Annotated in this window: 19 protein-coding genes and 1 riboswitch; of the genes, 10 read left to right on the top strand and 9 right to left on the bottom strand. The window is 46.1% G+C overall.

Translation table 11 applies throughout. The features are described 5' to 3' along the window. Positions 1-285 (bottom strand): hypothetical protein, encoded by a 285-nt coding sequence (locus CH76_RS09720; RefSeq protein WP_152553322.1) that lies wholly within the window; start codon positions 283-285, stop codon positions 1-3. Between the two features lie 176 nt (positions 286-461). Here CH76_RS09720 and CH76_RS09715 point away from each other — a divergent pair, with 176 nt between their 5' ends. From CH76_RS09715 to CH76_RS09700, 4 genes are all read left to right on the top strand, one after another. Continuing rightward, positions 462-1,085, top strand: a complete 624-nt coding sequence (locus CH76_RS09715; RefSeq protein WP_036145506.1) for a FusB/FusC family EF-G-binding protein — start codon at positions 462-464, stop codon at positions 1,083-1,085. A 252-nt stretch (positions 1,086-1,337) separates the two neighbouring features. After that, on the top strand, positions 1,338-2,240 hold the full coding sequence (epsC, locus tag CH76_RS09710) for a serine O-acetyltransferase EpsC (RefSeq protein ID WP_036145503.1): 903 nt from the start codon (positions 1,338-1,340) through the stop codon (positions 2,238-2,240). A gap of 85 nt (positions 2,241-2,325) precedes the next feature. Further along, positions 2,326-2,709: a hypothetical protein gene (locus CH76_RS09705; RefSeq protein ID WP_036145500.1), complete on the top strand. Its 384-nt coding sequence runs from the start codon at positions 2,326-2,328 to the stop codon at positions 2,707-2,709. A gap of 277 nt (positions 2,710-2,986) precedes the next feature. Further along, positions 2,987-4,489: a class I adenylate-forming enzyme family protein gene (locus tag CH76_RS09700; RefSeq protein ID WP_036145497.1), complete on the top strand. Its 1,503-nt coding sequence runs from the start codon at positions 2,987-2,989 to the stop codon at positions 4,487-4,489. A gap of 66 nt (positions 4,490-4,555) precedes the next feature. Here the strand turns inward: CH76_RS09700 and CH76_RS09695 are convergent, their stop codons facing one another. From CH76_RS09695 to CH76_RS09665, 7 genes are all read right to left on the bottom strand, one after another. Then, complete coding sequence (locus CH76_RS09695; RefSeq protein ID WP_036145496.1) at positions 4,556-5,527, bottom strand: hypothetical protein; 972 nt, start codon at positions 5,525-5,527, stop codon at positions 4,556-4,558. A gap of 20 nt (positions 5,528-5,547) precedes the next feature. Continuing rightward, positions 5,548-7,443, bottom strand: a complete 1,896-nt coding sequence (locus tag CH76_RS09690; protein ID WP_036145495.1) for a DEAD/DEAH box helicase — start codon at positions 7,441-7,443, stop codon at positions 5,548-5,550. 59 nt (positions 7,444-7,502) lie between these two features. Continuing rightward, on the bottom strand, positions 7,503-7,775 hold the full coding sequence (locus tag CH76_RS09685) for a hypothetical protein (RefSeq protein WP_036145493.1): 273 nt from the start codon (positions 7,773-7,775) through the stop codon (positions 7,503-7,505). 38 nt (positions 7,776-7,813) lie between these two features. Beyond that, a complete protein-coding gene (gene thiE / locus CH76_RS09680; RefSeq protein WP_036145492.1) occupies positions 7,814-8,422 on the bottom strand; it encodes a thiamine phosphate synthase in 609 nt (202 codons plus the stop codon). After that, positions 8,412-9,230 carry a bifunctional hydroxymethylpyrimidine kinase/phosphomethylpyrimidine kinase gene (thiD, locus tag CH76_RS09675; protein WP_036145490.1) on the bottom strand — a complete coding sequence of 273 codons (819 nt, stop codon included), beginning with the start codon at positions 9,228-9,230 and terminating at the stop codon, positions 8,412-8,414. Before thiD ends, thiE begins: the two co-directional genes overlap by 11 nt. Then, on the bottom strand, positions 9,199-9,978 hold the full coding sequence (gene thiM / locus CH76_RS09670; RefSeq protein ID WP_036145489.1) for a hydroxyethylthiazole kinase: 780 nt from the start codon (positions 9,976-9,978) through the stop codon (positions 9,199-9,201). The genes thiD and thiM overlap by 32 nt, the downstream gene beginning before the upstream one ends. Before the next feature lie 706 nt (positions 9,979-10,684). Next, positions 10,685-10,781: riboswitch (TPP riboswitch) on the bottom strand. 24 nt (positions 10,782-10,805) lie between these two features. Next, positions 10,806-11,162 (bottom strand): hypothetical protein, encoded by a 357-nt coding sequence (locus CH76_RS09665; protein ID WP_152553321.1) that lies wholly within the window; start codon positions 11,160-11,162, stop codon positions 10,806-10,808. Positions 11,163-11,361: 199 nt separating this feature from the next. Between CH76_RS09665 and CH76_RS09660 the strand changes: the two genes are divergently transcribed. From CH76_RS09660 to CH76_RS09640, 5 genes are all read left to right on the top strand, one after another. Next, complete coding sequence (locus CH76_RS09660; protein WP_051910303.1) at positions 11,362-11,793, top strand: dihydrofolate reductase family protein; 432 nt, start codon at positions 11,362-11,364, stop codon at positions 11,791-11,793. 9 nt (positions 11,794-11,802) lie between these two features. Continuing rightward, a complete protein-coding gene (locus CH76_RS09655; RefSeq protein ID WP_036145485.1) occupies positions 11,803-12,159 on the top strand; it encodes a hypothetical protein in 357 nt (118 codons plus the stop codon). Next, positions 12,159-12,563 (top strand): hypothetical protein, encoded by a 405-nt coding sequence (locus CH76_RS13835; RefSeq protein ID WP_036145483.1) that lies wholly within the window; start codon positions 12,159-12,161, stop codon positions 12,561-12,563. Before CH76_RS09655 ends, CH76_RS13835 begins: the two co-directional genes overlap by 1 nt. Then, positions 12,560-13,663: a CAP domain-containing protein gene (locus tag CH76_RS13525; protein ID WP_051910302.1), complete on the top strand. Its 1,104-nt coding sequence runs from the start codon at positions 12,560-12,562 to the stop codon at positions 13,661-13,663. The genes CH76_RS13835 and CH76_RS13525 overlap by 4 nt, the downstream gene beginning before the upstream one ends. Positions 13,664-13,941: 278 nt before the next feature. Beyond that, positions 13,942-14,424 carry a hypothetical protein gene (locus CH76_RS09640; RefSeq protein WP_036145481.1) on the top strand — a complete coding sequence of 161 codons (483 nt, stop codon included), beginning with the start codon at positions 13,942-13,944 and terminating at the stop codon, positions 14,422-14,424. 37 nt (positions 14,425-14,461) lie between these two features. Here the strand turns inward: CH76_RS09640 and CH76_RS09635 are convergent, their stop codons facing one another. Beyond that, positions 14,462-15,619, bottom strand: coding sequence for an FAD-binding oxidoreductase (locus CH76_RS09635; RefSeq protein ID WP_036145478.1), 1,158 nt, complete (start codon positions 15,617-15,619; stop codon positions 14,462-14,464). Between the two features lie 80 nt (positions 15,620-15,699). On the opposite strand from CH76_RS09635, the gene CH76_RS09630 reads away from it, so the two are divergent. Next, complete coding sequence (locus CH76_RS09630) at positions 15,700-16,650, top strand: thymidylate synthase (protein ID WP_036145475.1); 951 nt, start codon at positions 15,700-15,702, stop codon at positions 16,648-16,650. Positions 16,651-16,697 lie beyond the last annotated feature (47 nt).

Genomic DNA, 16,697 nt, shown 5'->3' with positions numbered 1-16,697 from the left:
TCATCGCCTCCCTTTTACCTTAGTATAGCGTAAATGGCGCAAATGATGCGCATCACAGCAACTGTAAATCAACGGTGTAGTAGCTGGTTTGTTCGATATCGCGCGCAACGCCCGCTTCTTCCATCCAATGTTTTCCAAAACGGTAACACCGAAGCGAGACTCGCCAATCTCCTCGATATCAAGAATGCTATAATCTTCTATGTCTAATCCAAAAGTAAGGGTAAAGCGTTGTTGCATATATGCCTGCTGCATACGTGTAAAGATAACTAGAGATGAGCCCGGCAATTTCTAAACATGCGCCCTCATTTACCTCAAGGGCTACAGGCTCAGGTTGTGGTTCTTCTATTATTATGTTCCTATATCATACAAAAAATGCAAAATTATAGCTATAGCTTATGTATTGACAGACGAAAAGCAAACGCTTAGTGTAGAAAAATACTACGAATCAAAGGATGAATATCATGACACAGTATCTACTAACAGTAGCGCAATATAATTTAGCCCACCAACAAATGAAAAAAATCGCCCATGCGCTGGCGACGACGCAAGATAGACATGTGATTGCGGCAGTGCGCGGGCTTGCGGAAAATGAGTTAGCCACGCAGTTACCAGCTCGTAGCGTCACACAATTAACAACGATGACCGACGCAGCGGCTGGTGAGGCTGTACTTGAGGAGTTAAAGCCACTAGTGCAACCTTTTGGCGAGCTAACGGCAAAAACCGTTAAGGCGCTTTTTAAAAAGGATAAAAAGCTTAAAGTGCCTGCATTAGCACTTGATTACCAAGCACTGTGCTATGTGGCATGGGATGATAGCGGCTCGCACCGTCGCTATATCATTGCCGAGCAAAACGGTACGCACTATGCGCTAAAGGGTGTATACGCTAACGAAACGATTAAAGGCATTTGTGCGATTTGCCAGCAACACCAACAAGTAGCGCTATTTACAACGAAGGTTAAAGGTAAAGTGATGGACACCTTCACCACGCATAGCAACTATATTTGTACGGATGCCGTGCAGTGTAACACGCACATTACAGATACCGCGCGTATGCACGACTTTTTTGCGCGCATTATGCAGGCGTAGGTAAGCGAGTTAATGGAAATGCCAGCGGGGCGCATGTGCAACTTTACGGATAACATTTTGCAGTGGTAGAGAAGCTATAACCCAACACTAAAGGTCATACGGCTTTTTTTAAAATATATCTTTTTATAACCCTGAAGCGGATGCTTTTTACCGTGAACATCCTAATCAAGGTTTTTTACAGTAGACTTATCAAAGCATTTTTCGGCAAAAGGGTGTACAATGTAGGGTACATTACAGGTTAGGGGTGCGAATATGGAATTACAGGATTGGCTAAATACAAAAGTACCCGGCATTGCGAATGCATTGACGGAAATGAATGAAACACATTTTGATATCGAAAACTCAATCGGCTTTAAGGGGCGCGACAAGGTATATGAGATTTTGCATACCTTCCATAAAGTGTTGTTCCCTGGGACGTATACTCATAAGCCCGTCGATCACACGCGCATTAATGTTGCCATCAGCAACAATATTCGTAAGTCGGCGCTAGATTTGCGTGATATTTTACAACGCGTATTGATTTATAATAATTTTGCGGACTGCGAAAAAAAATGTCGTGCGGAGGCAGAGCGCATTGTGATGGCGCTTATTGACGAGTTTCCTGAAATTCGTCGCAAAATCCAAACGGATATCCAAGCGGCATATAACGGCGACCCAGCGGCAGTATCAACGGAGGAGATTTTACTTAGCTACCCGACAATTACGGCAGTGAGCTTCCACCGTATTGCCCACGAATTATACAAGCTTGATGTCAAAATCGTACCACGTATTATGTCAGAGTACGCGCATCAGCTGACGGGCATTGACATTCACCCAGGTGCGTCGATTGGCGAGTCGTTCTTTATTGATCACGGCACAGGTGTTGTGATTGGCGAAACATGTACGATTGGCAATAATGTCAAGGTGTACCAAGGCGTAACGCTTGGCGCACTTAGTTTCCCACTTGATGAAGAAGGCAACCCGATTAAGGGCGTTAAACGTCACCCTGATATTGAAGACAATGTGGTCATTTATGCGGGCGCAACGATTTTAGGTGGCAAAACAACTGTAGGGCATGACACGGTCATTGGCAGTAATATTTGGCTAACGCATTCCGTTGACCCTCACTCACGCGTTTATAACGCGCCACCAGCACCAAGCATTAGCACAAAATAATTAGCCGTCACTCAACTTTGGTTGAGTGGCTTTTTTGTTTGCGCGCATAGTCAGCGGGTATTTATTACATAAAGGGAGTGAGACAATGGGCGCGAGATGGATTAAATTATCAGTCGTATATTTGGCAGTAGGGATTGGCTTTGGGCTATTTATGCATGCCACTGTGCAATTACAATGGGCCGCTACACACGCACATATTAATGTAGTGGGCTGGCTTACCACCGCAACAATTGGCGTAATTTATTCAGTTTATCCGAGAGCAGGCGAAACTGCGCTCGCAAAAACACAGTTTTGGCTTTATAACATTGGGCTACCTATTTTATTAGTTGGGATGTTTATTATTTATGTACCCTCATTAAAATTTATGTTGCAGCCGGTAGTATGGATTGGTGGGAGTGCGGTAGCTTTGTCTGTGCTACTATTTCTCATAAATGTTTGGCGTAATGTACATGGGAAACGTGGCTATTAAGCTGCGTTTTTTTAGTTATGCAGGATATGCATAAATCCAATAGCTTGTGTGTAATAGTATGGGAAATAGTTGGAATCAAAGAAAAGTACAAAGTTTCATTATTAATTAACAAAATAAATAGAAAATTATTTTGTATTTTGGGTAGTATAGCTTATGATAAATGGTCTGAATATTCGTTAAGATAGTAAGTAACGTTATTGTAAAAAATGATTTTATGAAAATAACGTCACAATATTTGGGATGAAGTAGAAATATTACACACAAAGGGGTAGTAGCTATGTTAACATTCGGAAACGTCATGAATCAAAACGCAGTAAAATACCGTAATAAGACAGCGGTCGTGTTTGAGGACACCTTGTACACGTATGAGGAACTAAACGAGCGTGGCAATCGCCTAGCGAATGCTTTTTTAGCACAAGGCTATAAAAAGGGTGACAAGGTTGCTGTTATGATGAAAAATAACGGTACATATATTGAAATTATCGTCGGCTTATCGAAAATTGGGGTAATTATCGTGCCGATTAACTTCCGTGCGGTAGGACCTGAGATTGCGTACATTGTAGAGCACTCAGAGAGCCGCGCTTACATTACAACGCCTGAGTATGTGGCGGAGTACGGGCGCATTGGCGATGTCACGGCACAAATTGATACGATGCTAGTCGTAGGCGAAACCTACGAGGCATTTTTACAAAGCGGCGCACCAGACGTGCCACCAAGTGATGTGGTCGAAACGGATACGATGTATTTTGGTTACACATCAGGTACAACGGGCAAGCCAAAGGGCGTTGTCATTTCGCATCGCTCACGTATGCTAACGGCACTTGTGACAGCGGCAGAGTATAAGATTGATGAGTCGGATGTTCATGCAGTTGTTGGGCCGATTTACCATGCAGCACCGTGGATTTTCCTTATGACACAACTGACGGCAGGCGGCACAATTATTGTAGAGGAAGCCTACCGCCCAGAGAAGTTTTTAGCGGATGTGCAAAAATACGGCATTACCAATACATTTATGGCGCCAACGATGTATAATTTCCTTGTTAATTTACCAGAGGAAACGATTAAAAAGTATGATGCGAGTTCACTGCGCGTATTTATTTCGGCAGGCTCAGCACTACCAACGCAAACGAAGTATAAAATTGTTGAGTACTTCCCAGGTGTCGATTTACATGAGTTTTACGGCGCAACGGAAAGTGCAGTAACGTTAAATATTAAGCCTAAGGATATTAGTAAGGACGGCTCAGTTGGGCAACCCTTCCCATTTGTGGAGTGCATTATTGTGGATGATGATAAGCAGCCCGTTAAAGTGGGGGAGGTAGGCGAGCTTTACTTTAAAGGGCCTTACTTATTAGATGAGTATTACCGTAATCCAGAGGCAACAAAGCAAGCCTTTTGGAATGGCTACTTCTCTGTTGGGGAGTTGGCGATGCAAGATACAGAGGGGTACTACTATATTATTGACCGTAAAAAAGACATGCTGATTAGCGGTGGGGTTAATATTTACCCGCGTGAGATTGAGGATGTTTTATACCACCATCCTGACGTACTAGAGGTGGCAGTGATTGGCGTGCCAGATCCTGTATGGGGCGAGTCTGTGCAAGCCGTCGTTGCGTTAAAAGAGGGTAAGACAGTAACAGAACAAGACATTATTAATTTCTGTGAAGGGCGTTTAGCGAGTTATAAAAAGCCCAAGTCTGTGCGCTTTGTTGACGAGCTGCCGCGTAACCCGTCAGGCAAAATTTTAAAAGTTGAACTGCGTAGCCAGTACGCGAGCGTATAAGTAAAGCGAGGGGAGTGCATCCCCTCGTTTTTTGTGTGAAAAAAGACATTCGTTATGCTACGAATGTCAAGATTGTGTAAAATAAGCGTGGATTGCCGCACTTAGCTCATCTTTGCTGGCGTGCTTGCTTGCTTCTGCAAGGGCATCGTGTAGCGCAGTTTGCCAAGCAGGTAAAGTGGTTGGTGTGAGTAACTGCACTAATTCGGCAAAGCGGGCGGGCTCATTTGTGCGATGCCCTTTGCGTACGGCGTCCATTGTGGTGAATGGTGTTGCTTGTGCCGTTTGGGTAAGGGCATCGATTGCTTCGCCTGTGCCTGTAACATAAATGGTTGACCATTGGTGCTCACAGTTAGCAACGACACGCTCAAACAGCTCCCCGTCGAGTGGTGTATCACTAATTAATACAGCATCCGCTAGCCACTGGCATAGTGTAAAGTAATCGGTTGTAGGTTGCCCTGTTGTTGATACGGGTTGTAAGGTCGTAATAAGGAGCTGACCTTGTTGGATGAAGCGGCGTATTTGGTGCTGCCGCGTCCAAAAATTAAGCCCTTCGTCAGCGGTAATAATCACGCGTCCTCCGCGCTGTAAGTAACTCGCAACGTGCTCATCATAGTACGGTGTCATAATAGTATGTGGCTCGAGTTGTACAAGTAACTCCGTTTGAAACACCGCAAGGACAGAAGGCATCGCACAAAGCGAAAGATCCCCGACATAATACAAATAAGGGGGGCGCGCATTACGTGGCACACGCAAAATGCGACGTGGCATGGCGTAATCAAACATAATGCGGTAGCCTTTATGGATGGCACTCTCTAACTCATAAAGCGCAAGCCCTAATTGTTGACGCGCTGTAATCTTTTGCGCGATACGCTCAGGTAATGCAAGGGTAGAGGTTAATAATTGTTTAGGTTGCGCGCGGTGTTCTTCTAACATTTCGCGGACAATATGCCACTCTGCTACAGTGAGTGGCGTTGTTCGGGTTTGATTGAGCGGCGCACAAAATAAATAAATGGCGCGCTCGCATTGGGTAAAGGCCATACAAAGTAGGCTCCTTTCAATTATGTTGTACTTTGATCCACAAGTGCAACTGCGGTAATTTGACGCGGTGCTGTGGTATGGAGCACATCCGCCGCTACCGCAAAGGTCCAGCGTGAGTCAACAAAGTCATCCAGTAAGATGACGTGCTGGTCGCTAAAATCAGTAGCAGGCGCAAGTACTAAATGGTGACGAATGTTTTGTTCTTGTTGTGCTTCGTTTAAACATTTACTTTGTACGGCTGTGTCTTTTTGTTTGCTAAAGCACATGCTATAGGCCACGCCAAGGGCTTGTGCGACTTGCTTAGCAAGCGTAGGCACAAGCGTCGTGTGACGTGTAGATGGGATAGGGACAATAACCGTTTGACTGTCACAAAGTGGTTGAAGCAGTTGTACCACGCGGTCAATGGTAGCTTGAGAAAATATGCCGTCGTTAAATTTTTCGTCGTAGATGGCTTTGCCAAGCGGCTCGTCACTATAGCTGAGCGCAAGCCCTGTTGTAAAGCGTTGACGAAGCGGACGATTGGTCATGGCTGATTTTTTATGGGGCATAAAAACAGTCGTGCGTGCCTCAAAAAATTGCTTTACTTCTTGCACAGCCTCGCGCTCAATACGGTCAATCGTTGGTGATAATTGCGTGCAGTAACTACACTTTCCGCAAGGGCGTGCCTCGGTATCATCTAGCGTCGTTGCTGTCGTTTGCATTAAACAGCCGTTAGTTTGTAGCATATAGCTCAGCCCATTATACTCCAGCTGACGCGCTTGCTCGACATGGCGTGTATACGCTTGTTGTAAAATATACGGCTTTGGTGTGCGGTAGTAGGTGTTGCGTTCTTTTTCGAGCAACCCATCCATTACAGCACGCGTCAAGCTATCTTGTATGACGCTGTCCTTATAGTTAATAGCTGCTTTAAGTGTGGGCAATGTAACGCCGTCAAAGCCTTCAATAAAGGTAATAATCTCTTGGTATTGCGCTTGTTTAAAGCTTGGTTTTGGCAGTGGCGCAAATTTTTCCTTGTATAAAATAATGCAGTTTGCACGGGGGATGCTGCGCCCCGCATTACTAATTTGCTGGTAGTACGTCACAATCGACAGTGGTCGGTCATAATGGATGACGGTTTGCACATCACCCTTAGTAAAAATCGTAGTGGTAGCGGTGGTACAAAGCAAGACGTCAAGCTGGTTGTCCATAAAGGCTTGTGTTTGTTTAGGGTAAAGCCCCACGCGTAAACCAAGCAAACGAAGCCAGTCCGCAATGCGCTCACACTCGCGCACAGTGGCGGCATAAATGAGTGTGGGCTTAGTAAAGTGCGTGGCGTTTTGTTTCAGCCACGCGTATTTTTGCTCCGTTGTCGGCACTAAAAGCTTATGTAAATGAAGCGATGTTAGGCTAAGTGAGCCTTTGACAATAATCGGTGAGCCAAGGTGTTTCGCAATATCCTCTGTTACGCGACGATTAGCCGTTGCGGTTGTGGCAAGCACGCGAATATTTTCGGGTAAAATGGTTAAAAGCTGTGCAATCCGGCGGTAATGGGGATCACTTGTTGTACCAATGCGAGAAAGGTGATGGGCCTCCTCAATAACAAGTAGCGCAATACGTAGCTGACTTAATAGCGCAAATAAGCTATCATCTGCTAGTTGCTCAGGCGAAATAAATAAAAACTGACAGCGTTGTGTGTTGCACGCATAAATCAGTTGCTGTCGCTCCGCAAAGGTTTGATTAGTTGTGCGGTCAATCACTGCGCTGTCCGCCATCGTAGACTGAATGGGGCTAATTACTACAGTGACCCCTTCGTTTTGCGCGCGCAATTTCTTTGTGGCTTGCTCGTAAATACGGCGCTTGCCCCAGCCCATTGGCTGTACAATTAGCACACGTTGCTTAGCAATCAGCTGGGTAACTAGGTGTTGTTGCGCTATCATACAAATCCCTCCTCCAAATAAAAAATCAGCACCGCGTATGTAGGCACTGATTTCCTTTGTTATACATAATTCAGTAAAACACCAACAATGGCTACAAATGACACGCTAACAATCGTATTAATAATCATTACATTTTTATTATGTGTCACAAAGCCAAGTACTAGCGCTACTAAAAAGCCTGCGCCTGAAAGTATTAATAATACTTCGTACAATGTGCTAGCATCAGGCAATAATGTGCCAAGTACAAAAAACAACATGGTTAGCCCAACGAGTGCGAGTGTTACCTTTAATGGAAACAACGCATGTTGCTTCGTGCGTAATACATTAATCATGTTAACCACCTCACTGTACTTATAGTACCACGAAATGTTTATAAATTGAATGCTTTTACCGCCGCTAAAATATCTGGTGCTCCTGCAATAGCAGAAATCACCGCCACGCCGTCCACACCTGTAGCGCGCACCGCACGCGCATTAGCTGGTGTAATGCCGCCAATTGCAACTTTTGGTAGGCTAGGGAAGCGCTCGTGCATCGCGCGTAGTGCCGTTGTACCGCAAGGCGTTTTAGCATCAGGTTTAGAGGTGGTCGCAAAGATGGGGCCAATGCCCACATAATCCGCACCGTCCGCAATAGCCTGCGCAATTTCTGCTTCGTTATGTGCCGACACACCAAGGATGCCATGTGGTAATTGCTTGCGTGCCTCTGCCGCGGCAAGGTCGTCTTGCCCAACATGCACACCGTCTGCTTGTAATTGTACGGCTAATGCTACATCGTCATTGACAATAAACGGCACAGCGTAGCGTTGGCACAGCGCCTGACACGCTTTAGCAAATTGTAAGCGCGCTTCGCCTGTTAGGTTTTTTTCGCGGAGCTGAAAGCAAGTCACACCTGCCTGCAAAGCTTGCTCAAGTACGTGCAGGGGCTCGTCGCAGTTTTCGCTCCCCATAATAAAATACGTATGCAATTGCTCACGCTTCATAAATGGTCACCTCAAATGGCTCAAAGCGCTTAAAGGCACTGTGATTGGTAGGCCCATGCCCAGCGCCGAGATGCAGTTGGTGCGCAATGGCGCTTTGGATAAATTGTTTTGCTGTTACCACAGCCTCGCGCAAAGTTGCGCCTTTTGCGAGCTCCGCTGTTAAGGCTGCCGAAAAGGTACAGCCTGTGCCGTGCGTTTGTGTTGTTGGCACGAAGCGGGTTTCGACAATAAAGGTCTCGTCTTTAGTCGCAATATAATCGCGCGCATGGCTCGGGTTGACCGCATGCCCACCTTTAATAATGACGACTTGTGTACCGAGCGCCAATAAACGCTGCGCCGCCACTTGCATATCCGCTTCATTTTTAATCGGCATCCCCGCAAGTACCTCCGCCTCAGGGATATTTGGCGTAATAATGGTCGCAAGCGGAATGAGCAACGTCTTCATTGCCTCGATCGCTTGCTGTTGCAACAAGCTAGCCCCGCCTTTAGCAATCATCACAGGATCAATGACAAGTGGGATATTGCGCCCCGTGAGTTTTTCGCTAACGAGCGCAATAATATCTGCCGAAAACAACATGCCTGTTTTTGCTGCCGCCACCTCAAAATCACTTAGCACCGCATCGAGCTGTGCCGCAATGGTAGCCGTAGGAATAGGGTGAACATCATGCACCCCTAATGTATTTTGTGCGGTAATCGCTGTAATAACACTCGTCCCAAATGTGCCGAGCTCTTGAAACGTTTTAACATCAGCCTGAATACCAGCGCCCCCGCCAGAATCAGAACCTGCAATGGTTAAAGCTACTTTCATATGACATCGCTCCTTTTTGACTTAATGTGTGTAGTGCTGTAAGTAGGGAAGCACTAATGTCCCCAAAGGTTGCCATTTGCGTTTGTTCGCCGCAACGTTTGTAAAACTGCATCGCGCAGGCAACCGCTTCAATTGAGCGCTCGACGGCTAAAAATGCCGCCACAATGGCAGATAGTAAACAGCCAGCACCTGTAATTTGGGTAAGGCGCTCACTGCCGCCGTAAATTTTAATAACACGTGTGCCGTCCGTTACAATATCGCGCGCGCCTGTAACAGCGACAAGCGTTTGGTAGCGGTGAGCAACTTGTTTAGCCAGTGTGACAACATCTGCTGTGCCACTGCCGGCATCCACACCTTTTGCCGCCCAGTCCACCCCTGCAATCGCCGCAAGCTCACCCGCATTACAACGAATGCACGAAATGCGGTAATTGAGTAAAGCCTGCGTGGTATGAAGGCGATAAGGCGACGCGCCCGCACCAACAGGATCAAGCACCACAGGGATGCCCGCTGTATTTGCCGCCTGTACGCTAAGTTTCATTGCCTCAACCGTACGCGCGTGGAGCGTGCCAATATTGACGAGTAGCGCATTCGCAATCCCCGTAATAGCCGCCGCTTCCTCAGGCGCATCCGCCATAATCGGTGATGCCCCAACAGCCAACAACCCATTCGCCGTAAAATTCGCCACCACCGTATTTGTAATACAATGCACAAGCGGCCCAACCTGCCGCACACCATAACCTAAACCCATAAAAAAACCTCCTAAAACCTAAAAGTGGAGAGGGCTTGAAAGCTTCGATGGATGTTGGAGGGCAAGCGACGAAAGCGTTTTTTTGCTTTCAGTTGATTGACCGAAACAGCCGAAGAAGCTAGCCCTCGGAACTAGATAAAACCTAAAAGTGGAGAAAGGCGTTAAGCTTCACAGGGCATTGGAACTCTTAAAAGCCAAAACGACTGTTCAACTTCAATGCAGTTGGAAAGCAGACATCGAAAGCGTTTTTTTGCTTTCTGATGACTGATTGAAACAGCGGAAGAAGTTAGTCGGGTTGGCTAGCCAATTGGGTTGAACGCGTTCTTTGCGTTCAGACACAAAAGTGAAATGACACAAGAAGCTGCCTTTCGAAACTAGATAAAACCTAAAAGTGGAGAGGGCTTGGTCAATTCCGATAGACGTTGGAACCCTAAAATGTGAAGTGAGCTTGTTCAAATCCGCTGGACATGCAAGCACTTGAAGCCGAAGTATTTTTCCTTCGAATTAAAGTGTGGCATAAGCCAAGGATTTAGCTCACTACACTGGATTCCACAGCGGCAAAGGCGTTCTTTGCCTTCATACACAACCTTAAAACCCTTACCAAACCGTAAAAATTGCTAAAGCCCAACCCATCACACAGGCGTAAAAAAAGTCCACAAAAAAATGCGCCGACTAGTGTGGGCGCACGAAAAAATATACCGAAAGAACGGCATACTAATTTGCTCCCTACGCTAGTATTAACTAACAGGTTCAAAGGGTCAGGCATACGCCTTCTCAACCGAAAAGTTCCCCCGCAAAATTATGTGATTAGTTGTATCATACGATGTTTAGTCGCGGTTGTACAGATTTTCGAGCTCGCTCGTATCAATGCCGCCCTGCAAATCTTTAATCGCTTGTTGCACACGTTTGATCTCTGCTAACAGCTTAGGGTCTTTTGTTAAACCAAACGACAAAAGGAGCTCTTGCAACATTTTTTGCAACTGTTTAATCAATTTGGTCACGTCATCATCTGACATATTAGGGCGCGTAATATAAGGGTTAGTAACAGCCGCCTTCGTCATACCTTTCGAAAACTTACGTGAGCTACGCATAAGCAATTGCTCAAAATCTTTACCCTCCGTCGCTGTTTCCGCTTTAGCGCGTGGTAACGTACCAAACAATGGATTCGGATTTACCTTCATCATTAGCCACCTCCTTACACTTACTATCGGCTAAGCTGTGGCCTGCGTGAAGGCGAGCACTTTTTTGCCTGTACTAAACATGGTATAGTAAACGTAACAATAAGGGGGAATTGGCATGAGAAAACTAATTGTGTATATGGCAACAAGTCTTGACGGCTACATTGCGGATAATAAGGGGAGTTATGACTAGCTTGCCGAAAACTTGCGCGAGCTTGATTTAACGACCTTCCACGCAAGTGTAGATACGGTATTACTAGGGCGCGTGACGCATGATCAAATTGTGAACGAAATAGAGCGTCAGCACCACCCTTACCCAAATGTACACTCGTATGTATTTACACGTAGTGAGCGCGAAAATACCGAGCGCATTACATACACCCATGCGTCCGTATGTGACGTAGTACGTGAGCTAAAAACCCAAGAGGGCAAAGATATTTGGCTACTCGGTGGCACAGCGCTAGTGGGGCAATTACAACGCGAAAACTTAATTGACGAGTACCACATTACAACACTACCTGTACTTTTAGGTGACGGTGTGCCGTTATTTTCTAAACAAAAAGAAGCAAAACAACTTGGCTTAAACGAAGTAATTGTGCGTGGAAGCAAAGTCATTACAAAATATTGTGTGAAGTGAGGTCACAACATGACAGTACCGTATTTATATAAATGGCGAAATGAAATCGCCTCTATCCATAGCAACTGGGGCGCACAGCGCTTAATTTTAGCAAATCGCGAGGACATTCCCGCAAGCATTTGGGAGCTGCGCGACAATATTTTACAACAAGTACCTGAGGCAAACGAAGTGGCACAGCGCTATACCGCTACGCAGTTTGGCACAGCAGGTAATTTTGACGAAGCGTATTTTACTGAAGTAATGCAGCGCGGTGCAGGCGATGTGGATTATAACGCCATCCAAGACCGTTTGCGCAATCTTTCCCTTGCGATTGATGCGAAAATCGACGTGCTTGACGTCAACAAAAAGAAGGAACGCTATTTATAATGTTTAATCAACAAGCGTACGTTAAAATCGCCAACTACCGCGCACAGCTCTTTGTGTTTGTAGCTGTGATGCTGTTGGTGACAGGTGGGGTGCTTGTTAGTTTTGTGTTACCTGGGGAGCAATTTTCGTGGCTCTTTGTGGTAGCGGGACTCGGCTTTTATTTTTTACTCGGCGCGCTTTGTAGTGGGTTATTTATTTACAACCCCCTGCTTGTATTTGTGCTGACACTTGTTTTTCATGTGGCGGGGCTTGCGTGGCGCTTAACGCTACCGGGTACGATTAGCACATGGTATGCGCTGCTAATTTATGCGCTCGTGCCACCATTTGTGATTTGGTTAAGCTATCAGCACCAAGTAAAACATCGCCGCAACGTGATGCGCGCGTATTTGGAGGGCATGCGATGAAAAAACTATTACCGCTACTGTTTTTCTTTGTTCTTGCGCTGCCTGTACTTGCGGCAGATCGTGAGGATGTTGCACCTACCCACGTTTTTACAGCCATTTTGAGTGATGATATTGATGTCACTACTATTATAGGCAATGTGCAGATTTTACGAGATGGTCAGCCGTGGCAAGTTAAACTTTCGGCCAAACAAAAAACCATTACCATTAAGCCACTCACACCGTATGCGCCAGGTGCGTATGAGGCGGTGTTTAGTGAGGGCATTAAAAGTACGTCAGGGCGCGCCTTAGCAGAAACACGCTATACATTTACCGTTACAGACAAGCCGCTCACAACGTATGAGAGTGACTATGATTTTGTATGGCAAGCGCCTGGCAACTATCAAGATTTTTATTTAACAGGTAAGCGCGGCAGTGAGCTTGTGGCAGGCTATACCATGACACCTAGCCAAACGTTTGACCTACCGCTTACGGTAAATATGACAAAAAGTGATGTACTCGCCAACTACGGTGAGCCCATTACCGAAATTATTAAAGGCAATGTGCGCTATCAATTAAATGATACCGACCGCGTAATGACGTATTTAACCGAAGGGCGCTATGTGAGTTATATCATTGATGTGCATGAGGGCGACCGCATTCGTGCGATTTTATGGGTGCGTGAGGATATTGAGCAAGCGAAGGACGGCTTTTACCGTACGCCAACGGATGTGTACGCTAAGGATGCTTCTGCCTTAATGTTTGAGTTAGTCAACGCGGCACGTGTACAAGAAGGATTGCAGCCATTACTGTGGCATGAGCAACTTGCGCAAATTGCTTTGCTGCATAGTGTAGATATGGCACAAAACAATTATTTTAGCCATACTAACCTTAACGGTGAAGCGCCGCATGACCGAATTAAACGGGGTGGGCTATCGCCGCATATGTCAGGCGAAAATATTAGCTATGGCTATGCCAATATTATTTTATCGCACGAAGGGTTAATGGACTCTAAGGGACACCGCGACAATATTTTAACGCCAGACTTTACGCATCTTGGCATTGGTACGGCATTTAATGCAGAGCAAGCCCCTTATGTTACCCAAAACTTTATACGACCTTAATCAAACCCTCGATTTGTGTGCAAATCGAGGGTTTTTGTTTAACCTTAATTTATTTATCTTTATCATTAACATTCGTCAGTAGTGAGAACGAACACAGCGCGCTATAGTAGGGGCAAGGAGTGTGATGATGTGAAGAAGGTCAAAATAACAAGCTCACTGATTGCTTCGGTTGTTCTTGCAACAGCGAGCCTCTCACCAAAACAGCGCGTACCAAAGCCTAAACCACAAACCAAATAATTTGTGCTATACTACCTTTCTAAACGAAAGGAGGGTGCAAGATGTGGAAGTATTTACTCGCTATTTTGGCAAGTACAGGGCTATTGCTGGCGCTTATTAATTTAAACGGCGTGCTCACAACACCCAAGCAAGAGACAACAGCGTTTGCTGGGCTAAACGAGCGCCTACAGCAAACTTTTGGCGAGCACGTCACACTCAGCGCACTAGGCTATGCCACGCAGGAGGATGATGGGCTACATATTAATTTAAAGGAAGCGGACGAAGCACTCATGGCTTTTTTAACGGCAGAGGGAGCAGTCGTTGAGGCGACCGCGCAACTGTCAGCCGATGAACTTACTGCTATCGCAGATGATGTGCAACGTGATATTGCGTCCTATTATAATTTTACGATGCCAAGCGCGCTCCACTTAAGCGTTACGGCACAGCCAGCCGCACAGAACATTCAACTACGTACAGACACCGCACTAGCGCCCGCCTTGCAAAAGCAGTTAAAAGCGCGCTACGGCGAAGTACTACAATTTTAAAAGCGCATTGTTGCGAGTCAACAACGCGCTTTTTTTATTATACTAATCGCTCCGTTAAATCAACCAAATGTGCGCCAATAGGCGTTTCGCCCTTTACTAATTGCGCCAACATTTTAGCCCCCATCATACTGTAAACCGTCCCATTACCACCGTAGCCAAGTAAATAATAATGGTGCGCCTTTGTCGGGTGTGCGCCAATAAAGGGCAAATTATCTACAGACTCGCCAAACGTTGCGCCGTAGCTGTAGGCAATTGGCAAATCACGTTTAAGCAATTGCTCCGCTTGGTGCTGTAATGTTTCGGCATGATTGGCAATGCTAGCCTCGCTAGGTGCTGTCGCAATATCCTCATCAAGCCCGCCAATAATTAAACGATTGTCCGCTGTTTTGCGGATGTATAAATACGGAATGGCGGTTTCCCAAATCATAGCCTCAGGCGGATCATCAAGCGGCTCTGTTACAATGACGTAGGAGCGGTGAATGGCAGCACGTACCCGCTTGCCAACGGGCAGTGTTTCGTAGCCTGTTGTATAAATAACCGCATCCGCCGTAAAATCACCCATAGAAGTATGTAGCAACACGCCATTGTCACGCACAAAGCTGTCCGTTACCTCCGTATACGGAAAAACGTGCACCCCGTGCTGCTCAGCATCATCAAGTAAGGCATGTACAAATTTGAGCGGGTTAATTTCGGCATCACCTGACGTAATTAAGGCGTACCGTCCGTTAAAGTTACTTTCTTTAACAGGGAAGCCGTGTTTCGTTAGTGCCGCAAAATTATCGCGCAGTCGCGGCTCATCTTCTGCACTACTCGCATAGTAAATACTGTTGCGTGGTACAAAGTCACAAGCGAGTGGTGTGGCAATCTTCGCTAAATCTTGCATAGCTTCGTAGCACAGTGTATAAAATTGTACGGCATCGCGCTCGCCAATTTGTTCGATTAACTCACTTAACATAATGTCATTGCTGTACTGCAAAAGCCCCGTATTGGCGCTCGTACTTCCTTCGCCCGCGTTACGCTTATCAAGCACCGCTACCGTTAAGCCTTGTTGCATTAAATAATGCGCGGTCAATGCGCCCGACATCCCAGCGCCTACAATTACCGCGTCATAATGTGAGCGCGGCTCGTTGATTTTTTCTGCTACAAATGGTGGCGTCGTTGCAGGCCAATATAATGTCCCGTGATGTAACTGCATAAAATCACTCCTTTCGCTTCTATACCTTTTTTCTTCTCAGATGTAACATGCTATAATAAAAAAATTGGAGTGATGAAAAAATGGAACAACACTACTTGCAAATGTGCCGCGATGTGCTAGAGCAAGGCACGCAAAAGGGCGACCGTACAGGCACAGGTACACGCTCATTATTTGGCTATCAACTGCGCTTTGATTTAACGAAAGGCTTTCCGCTACTTACAACAAAACGCGTACCTTTTCGTTTAATTGCGAGTGAGCTATTGTGGTTTATTAAGGGCGATACCAATATTCGCTATTTGCTTGAACATAACAATCATATTTGGGATGAGTGGGCCTTTAAAAAATGGGTGACTTCAAGCGAGTACACAGGCCCTGATATGACCGACTTTGGCCGTCGTAGCTTAGTTGACGAGGCGTTTAAGGCGCAGTACGACGAGCAAATGGCGCACTACCAACAACGCGTTCTAACGGACGATGACTTTGCGCGTAAGTATGGTGATCTTGGCAATGTGTACGGCAAACAATGGCGCAACTGGACGACATCGACAGGCGAGACCATTGACCAACTACAAGTGGCGATTGACCAAATTAAGCATAACCCTAACTCACGTCGTATTATTGTTTCCGCATGGAATCCGGAAGACTTAGAAGAAGACCGCGCAGCGCTACCACCGTGCCATGCTTTCTTCCAGTTTCATGTGGCAGATGGCAAGTTAAGCTGTCAGCTGTACCAACGCAGTGCGGATACATTTTTAGGCGTGCCGTTTAATATCGCGAGCTACGCGTTACTGACGCATTTAGTGGCGCATGAGTGCGGGCTAGCCGTTGGTGATTTTGTGCATAGCTTTGGTGATGTGCATATTTACAACAACCATATCGCACAAATCGAAGAACAACTGTCGCGCACACCACGCGACTTGCCGACGCTGCGCATCACAGCGGACGCTACGATTTTTGATATGACGCTAGACGATTTAGTAATTGAAGGCTATGATCCACACCCAAGCATTAAAGCGCCAGTAGCGGTGTAAAACAAAGCAACCTACGTGTGTAGGTTGTTTTTTTATGTAAAAAATTT

This window comes from Lysinibacillus sp. BF-4 (genome assembly GCF_000743635.1).
In the GTDB taxonomy this organism is placed as follows: Bacteria; Bacillota; Bacilli; order Bacillales_A; family Planococcaceae; genus Metalysinibacillus; species Metalysinibacillus saudimassiliensis.
The sequence above is the reverse complement of the archived record's forward strand: the minus strand, read 5'-3'. Positions and strand labels throughout refer to the sequence as shown.

Bases quoted from the DNA above. Each gene is read 5' to 3' on its own strand.
- CH76_RS09705 (WP_036145500.1), top strand. From the start codon at position 2,326: ATGGGCGCGAGATGGATTAAATTATCAGTCGTATATTTGGCAGTAGGG.
- CH76_RS09655 (WP_036145485.1), top strand. From the start codon at position 11,803: ATGACAGTACCGTATTTATATAAATGGCGAAATGAAATCGCCTCTATC.
- CH76_RS13525 (WP_051910302.1), top strand. From the start codon at position 12,560: ATGAAAAAACTATTACCGCTACTGTTTTTCTTTGTTCTTGCGCTGCCT.
- CH76_RS09685 (WP_036145493.1), bottom strand. From the start codon at position 7,775: ATGATTAATGTATTACGCACGAAGCAACATGCGTTGTTTCCATTAAAG.
- thiM (WP_036145489.1), bottom strand. From the start codon at position 9,978: ATGGGTTTAGGTTATGGTGTGCGGCAGGTTGGGCCGCTTGTGCATTGT.
- CH76_RS09635 (WP_036145478.1), bottom strand. From the start codon at position 15,619: ATGCAGTTACATCACGGGACATTATATTGGCCTGCAACGACGCCACCA.
- CH76_RS13835 (WP_036145483.1), top strand. From the start codon at position 12,159: ATGTTTAATCAACAAGCGTACGTTAAAATCGCCAACTACCGCGCACAG.
- thiD (WP_036145490.1), bottom strand. From the start codon at position 9,230: ATGAAAGTAGCTTTAACCATTGCAGGTTCTGATTCTGGCGGGGGCGCT.
- CH76_RS09630 (WP_036145475.1), top strand. From the start codon at position 15,700: ATGGAACAACACTACTTGCAAATGTGCCGCGATGTGCTAGAGCAAGGC.
- CH76_RS09665 (WP_152553321.1), bottom strand. From the start codon at position 11,162: ATGATGAAGGTAAATCCGAATCCATTGTTTGGTACGTTACCACGCGCT.
- epsC (WP_036145503.1), top strand. From the start codon at position 1,338: ATGGAATTACAGGATTGGCTAAATACAAAAGTACCCGGCATTGCGAAT.
- CH76_RS09695 (WP_036145496.1), bottom strand. From the start codon at position 5,527: ATGGCCTTTACCCAATGCGAGCGCGCCATTTATTTATTTTGTGCGCCG.
- CH76_RS09640 (WP_036145481.1), top strand. From the start codon at position 13,942: ATGTGGAAGTATTTACTCGCTATTTTGGCAAGTACAGGGCTATTGCTG.
- thiE (WP_036145492.1), bottom strand. From the start codon at position 8,422: ATGAAGCGTGAGCAATTGCATACGTATTTTATTATGGGGAGCGAAAAC.
- CH76_RS09690 (WP_036145495.1), bottom strand. From the start codon at position 7,443: ATGATAGCGCAACAACACCTAGTTACCCAGCTGATTGCTAAGCAACGT.
- CH76_RS09700 (WP_036145497.1), top strand. From the start codon at position 2,987: ATGTTAACATTCGGAAACGTCATGAATCAAAACGCAGTAAAATACCGT.
- CH76_RS09715 (WP_036145506.1), top strand. From the start codon at position 462: ATGACACAGTATCTACTAACAGTAGCGCAATATAATTTAGCCCACCAA.